The sequence below is a fragment of the Aquimarina addita genome (assembly GCF_039539305.1).
GTDB classification, from domain to species: domain Bacteria; phylum Bacteroidota; class Bacteroidia; order Flavobacteriales; family Flavobacteriaceae; genus Aquimarina; species Aquimarina addita.
In genome coordinates this window covers 1-6592 of sequence record NZ_BAABCW010000040.1, presented here as the reverse complement: position 1 = coordinate 6592, position 6592 = coordinate 1, and the positions used below count along the sequence as shown (strand labels likewise).

Genomic DNA, 6592 nt, shown 5'->3' with positions numbered 1-6592 from the left:
CATTCTGATTGCCACTTACAGGCGTAATATCCGTACTTACTGTTGTCCAAGAACTCCATGAATTTGTGCTTGGCACATTAATAGTCCCTATTAATTGCCCAGAAGCAGCTCCAAGCCTTACTTGAATGGTTCCTTCATTGTTTTTACTAGATACACGAGCTTGGATTGAAGTAGCACAAGTAAGGTCAATTGAATTATACTTAGCCCAATCACCATTATTTACAAAACCTACATGTTGGTTTCCAGAAGAATCCGTAGTGGATTCTTTAACGATACCTGACATATTATTATAAGCTTCAGCTTGTATAGCTGAAAAACTAGCACATTCGATATCTCCATAGACTTCAACCTCTGCTAGGGATAAAGGTTCTGTAGTATTTGTGATAATTCTAACAGTTCTACCCAAAACACCCTCAGCATCAATAGTCATAGATGGATTTGGAGTAGTGGTATATGTTTTACTAAATACCCAGTTACCGTTTCCGTCTCCAATTTTAACCGTAAAATTAGATAAACGATCAGAACAGCAGCTATCAGTCATATTAAAAATTTTAATATCGCCAATATTAGTAGTTTCAGCTAACCTTACTTGCCACCAAGCACCAGCGGTTCCGGATGCAGTATGAGTTACTGAGTTGTTAGACCATTTACCATCAGTATTACCATCAATAGCTCGAGAAGCATCACCGTTATATGATGTAGATGATTGAGATGCTGCTCCATCTAATGCTAGGTTTCCATCATTTGTGGTTCCACCGCCGCCGCCGTTGTCGTCACCTTCAACAACTAAAAATTTATGAACAAACGGAGCATGACGGTAATTGTCATCACCGTTTTGTCTTGCTGTGATGCGAGTTGTTCCAGGACCTATAATTTTAATTTTATTGTTAACAATAGTAGCTACTGTTGGGTCAGCACTTATGTATGAAACAGTTAAGCCAGAACTAGCTGTTGCTCCAGGAGAAAAATTAGCATCACCAACTTCTTTTGTTCCAAGATTAGGCATTGTTATACTCTGTGCAATTTTAGCTTCTTCTCCTACCAAAAAGGAACATGCAGGTCTTACGTACGGATCATAATCGATTACGTTTTGCTTCATTTTTTGATTAACATAAGTCAAAACAGCGTCTTCGTCCGCGATTATCGTTCCATCAGTAGTAGTACCTGAAAAAGTAATCGCTCCACCGGCCATCGTAATTTTCTTCGTCATTCTATAGGCCGTTTCATTATCCATTCTCAATGTAGCATTAGCCACAGACCATTGCTGCCTCATAGGCATAAACATATGCTTTAAAATATTTTTACCTTGAAAAAGCTGATAGTTATCCTCTTGAATATCTGCAATAGTAAATTCGTCATGCGCCCATGAATCACCTCTACCACCCTGTCCTAAAGGAAAGATATGTCCGCCGGTAAAATCACCTTCAACGTCGTTCATTGCATATTTTATAACACCATAAGGATCGGGATCATCATCATTACAACCATCTAGTAATACGGTCATATTACTACCATCAGGATTTTTGAAAACCGACTTGTCTGTATTTATTGAAAAAACCATATTTGGGTCAAGCTCACGCATCATCGCTACAAGTGGGATATTTCTTTCGTTCATAGCAGCAGCATCTAGCCAATACCCATCTACTCCCATTTCTTTAAAGCGTTTCATATACCCTTCCATTAGATTGGTTCTGGCCGCATATTCATCCCCATCAAAGTATTGATTCACGTAGGCATACCAAGCATTTGCAGCAGCTGTAGAAGTATCTACTTCTGTGAATTCCTTAAGGTTAAGATATAGAAGGACTTTTTTACCAGCATCTTTAAATATCTTAATTACATCAATGATAACTTGTTCATTTTCCTCGCTTGGCACAAAATCTTCATGTATAATTGCTTTGGCGTTACCTTTTTTAGCCGCAACATTTGGATTATACCTTAATGTAAAACGATTTGTTCGAGCATTTTGTGTCATATTAGTAAGTACATGACCCATAGTGGTATATTTATCCACCATTTCCTGAGCTCCTGCTACATAATCATACCCTTTGTCATCAACATATTGGTCTAAATTGGCGCCTCCTCTAACATATAGACGTGCTCCCCAGGATCCTTCCATCCATTCTATGTTGGAGTTTTGAGCAGTCATTATGTAGGGAAAAATAAATAATAAAGATAGAAAGCAAAGTTTATGCATTTGTGACATACGCCTGCCTTTAAAAATAGATGATACATTTTGATTGTTTTTTTTCATAATTTTAGAGTTTTAAAAAGGAAACTACTTACATTATTTTTGTTGCTTAGGCATTATTAGTACTATCCTTTGATCCCTTTTTATATTAAGAGTATTGTGTATTTATTGATAATTAAGAGAGATGCCAATAGGTATATTCACCAACATCTCTCTCGTCTTATTTCTTAATTAATTTTGCTGTATAAGTTCCACGCTCACTAGATACTTTTACCAGATACAGCCCTGTTGATAATTTATTGCTATTTACAGTTGTTGAGCCATTTTGGATTGTGCCAGAGAGTATAATCTTACCTGTATGATCAATAACCTTATAAATTGCTTGTTGTGTATTTTGTAAGCTAATATCAAATTGATCACTTGTTGGATTTGGATACAGTAAGAATATATCTTCCTTCGTATTAAATGGATTTTCTGTTATTTTATTTTGACCATTAGAAAATTCGATCCAGTTTAAGTTAAATAGGTATCCGCTCCCTCCTGTAAATACCAGATATACATCATGAATACCACTTATGAAATCAATATCCGTACTTACAGTAGTCCACGAGTTCCACGAATTAGTGCTCGGCACGGTAATAGTACCTATCAATGTTCCAGAAATCCCACCAAGTCTTACTTGAATATTTCCACCAGCATTCTTACTAGAAACTCTGGCTTCAATAGAAGTTGCACAACTAAGGTCAACGGAATTGTATTTAGACCAATCACCATTATTTATAAAACCGAGATGTTGATTTCCTGAGGAGTCAGTGGTAGTTTCTGCCACAATTCCATTCATGTTGTTATAACTTTCAGCTTGTATAGTTGAAAAACTAGTACATTCTGCGTCTTCATATACCTCAACTTCTGCTAGAGATAAAGGTTCTGTAGTATTTGTAATGATTCTAACAGTTCTACCTAAAACACCTTCAGCATCAATAGTCATAGATGGATTTGGTATCGTTGTATATGTTTTACTAAATACCCAATTACCATTGCCATCACTAATTTTAACCGTAAAATTAGACAAACGGCTAATACAGCAATTATCAGTTCTATTGAATATTTTTATTTCACCAATATTAGCACTTTCAGCTAGCCTTACTTGCCACCAAGCACCAACGGTTCCAGACGCCGTATGAGTTACAGAACTGTTAATCCATTTACCATCAGTATTGCCATCAATAGCACGAGAAGCGTCTCCACTATAAGCTGTTGTTGATTGAGTGGCAGCTCCATTTAGTGCTATATTGTTGTCGTTATTAGTCGGAGGTGTTGTTCCTCCAGAAACATCCAAATGTGTTTGAGTGTACTGTCTGTATCCAGCAACTGTACCGGTAAAACTTATTTGGTATACATCTGAAGTTATATTGGTCTTTGTGGTTCCATCTGGAAATGTATAACTATCACCCGCATTAATTGATTCAGAAACAAAATTATTAACTGTTGCTTTATAATCACTGAATCCTAGTAATTTAATATCGGCTGTTTGTCCATCCCAAGGATAGTCAGTAAACGTATATAAATCTGTGGTAACTCTAGAAACTCCTTGTGAATTAGTCACTATAAAAAGCGGATAACTATTATTATAAGGCTGTAACTTTAAATTAATACCTTGTGAGGCATTATTTGCGTTAAATGCAGTAATTGTATTTGAGTTAGATTTTTCAAAATAATAATTTTCACTTTGCACATTAGAAGCTCCTACTGTACGCAATTCATAAAAAGTATCATCTTTATATTTTGTAGCAGCATCTTGGATATCACCTATATTATCACCTAATACAATAAAATATCTAAGATTTAGAATTTTCCCAAAAGACATACTTTTATCTGTTCTAACAGATGTAAAGTTATTCTGATCCTTAACTACACTAACAAAACCAAACCTTGACCTACCATAATCATTATTAAATATAAAACCATAACTAGGCTGAGTCCCTGCACTGTTTGAAGAATATCCTATCCAACCATTTGTTGTAGAATTATTAAAGAACCCTTGAGTCCAAGTACCTTCTCTTTCTTGATATGAGTTATCAGGGTTTGATAAAAATATATTAGGATGAGTAGACTCACGTGCACAGATATAAGGAGAATTTACTCTACCTACAGTACCATTACCATAATTATATAAGGCGTAATCTACTTGAATGACTCCATTTCCTATGTTACGATATTTTGTCCAAATCAATATTTCAGTGATAAGGTCATTATTTACTGTGGCTTTAGGGTGGCCAATTTGTAACCAAGATGCTGTGCTGTATTCTTGATTTGCACTATCGTAATAATCTGCTATTTGAAAACCATAAAAAGGGTAATAATCGGTTTCAGTAATATTTCCGTATGCGCCACCTTGATGCAGCATATATTGATCGATCTGGTTTTGTTCAACATCAGTAGCAACTACGTGCCAAACCGCTTCAGTCCACGAAGTTCTCATAATCCCTGGGTGGTTAGTACTTTCTGTTCCGTGCTGTGGAGGTATACATTCTCCAGTAATAGTTCTAAAAGAATAAATATTACCACCTGTGGATAGTCTCGCATCATATGATAAATCAGGATTATTTGGATCTTCATAGGACAGCTTGGCTAAGTATAAGTCAGTCTCAGGGTTGTCAAATTTCCAATAGGACCCAGAGTTACTAAACTCCTTAGTAAAACTAAATCCTGATGAACTTAATTTTGCCGGTTGGCTGGTATTGAAGGCTTTGAAAACATTACTGATAGCTTCTTGATTCTCACTTTGAGCATTTAGTAAAGAAGAAAAACAAAGAGTCAAGAGTGTTCCTAGCAAACACACTTTTTTTATTCGTAAAAAGAGTATGTTTTTAAAGAAAACGGTTATTAGTTTGTTTAGTCGTTTCATCATATTGTGAATTTTTATTGTGCTAGTTTTATATTATTAGTTGGTTAATTAAATATTCTTGTATCTCGATTAAACAATTTTACTCATATAATATCTTTATTCTATGTTTCCTTTACATTGAAAAATCAATAATTAGTTGTTGTAATGAAATGAAAAAGCATAAGATTCAAAGACTGAATTTTAACGCAAATTTGATAAAAAAAAGTGCTTGTATTTTTTATATTTAGGTTGATTAATGGTGTACATTTGATAAAAAAAGGTTGATTTTTGGTGTACAAGAATAGGAAAATCGATATATGTTTTTTACGCGGTTTTTGATGAGTCTAATTGATGAATGTGATGGTGCTTAGAATGATTTTATTTAGTTTAACTACTTGTAAATTAGTTATTTGTTATCTTTTAGATTAAAGGTTTGTCAACTAATTGTGATGAGTATTGAAATGACTTTTTTATATTTTGAAAGCATAATTTATTGAGGTTAGTATTTCAATATGGTTATCATTTGCTTTTTTTATCCAATAAATTTTACTACTCTGGTTTTATAGTGAAATTAATTTTGCAAATTTGATTTTTTAAGGTTAGAAATCTGTTTTTAAAATCTGATTATAGTTTATTTTGAATTTGATATAGAAAGAGTGTTGTATTTGCATACATACTTTAGATTTATCAATTTCTTTAATTCAAAATATATTAAACAGTTTATTATAGAATTTCTTTAATAAATTTTTAAGTCTATAATTATAACCTGATTAATATTTGGGGTTTATTAAGGATATGTTTTTATTAAGAGAAATGAAGAAATTACATCTACACCTTAAAGAGAATATTAAATTATTTATTCAAGAACAAATTTTTGATAGTAATACTATATTGAATTTCTATTCTTATAGTATTAATGCCCGATAAGAGTGTAAGATTATTTTTATTTATCATTTATAATGAATAGGCTGGATCTAGAAATCTAGTTTCGAATCATCATTCTTTATTTCGAAAATTAGATGTTTTTAGAGGATAGAATAATAATCTTAACGACTGTAAGTATTTGTGAACTCTTTTTGCGGTATTGAATTCAAATGTTTTTTAATAAATGGAATCGGATTTTGGTATTGTTAATTGCTAAATCAAAGATTTTTTATTAATGAATTAGATTTTTGTTTGCAACTATTTTATCGGAGATAATATCTGTTAATAATGCGCTTTTTGACAACTATTTTTTATAGTTCATTTTCCACCTAATGTTAGTAACTAAGATATTATCGCTTTACTAAGCACAATATTTTCCAGTAATAAGTGATGTCTTTTAATATGGAACTGTGAATCTTTAATTGTAGATATTTTATTAAAGGGTGCACGATTTAAACCATCATATAATACTCCCCATTTTTAAGACAGCTATTTAAATTGTAAATTTAAAACTGTACATATGAAAAAATCGAGAAGAAAATTTAGTTCTGCATTCAAAGCAAAGGTTGCTTTGGAAGCTATCAAAGATC

The 6592-nt window shown here is 32.9% G+C and carries 2 protein-coding genes; both read right to left on the bottom strand.

The annotated features are described in order from the left end of the window. Nucleotides 1-2254 (bottom strand): carbohydrate-binding protein (locus ABD816_RS21845; RefSeq protein ID WP_344931021.1); only part of this gene is annotated, 2254 nt, incomplete at its 3' end. A gap of 157 nt (nucleotides 2255-2411) precedes the next feature. Continuing rightward, complete coding sequence (locus ABD816_RS21840) at nucleotides 2412-5027, bottom strand: carbohydrate-binding protein (RefSeq protein ID WP_344931020.1); 2616 nt, start codon at nucleotides 5025-5027, stop codon at nucleotides 2412-2414. Nucleotides 5028-6592: the final 1565 nt, after the last annotated feature.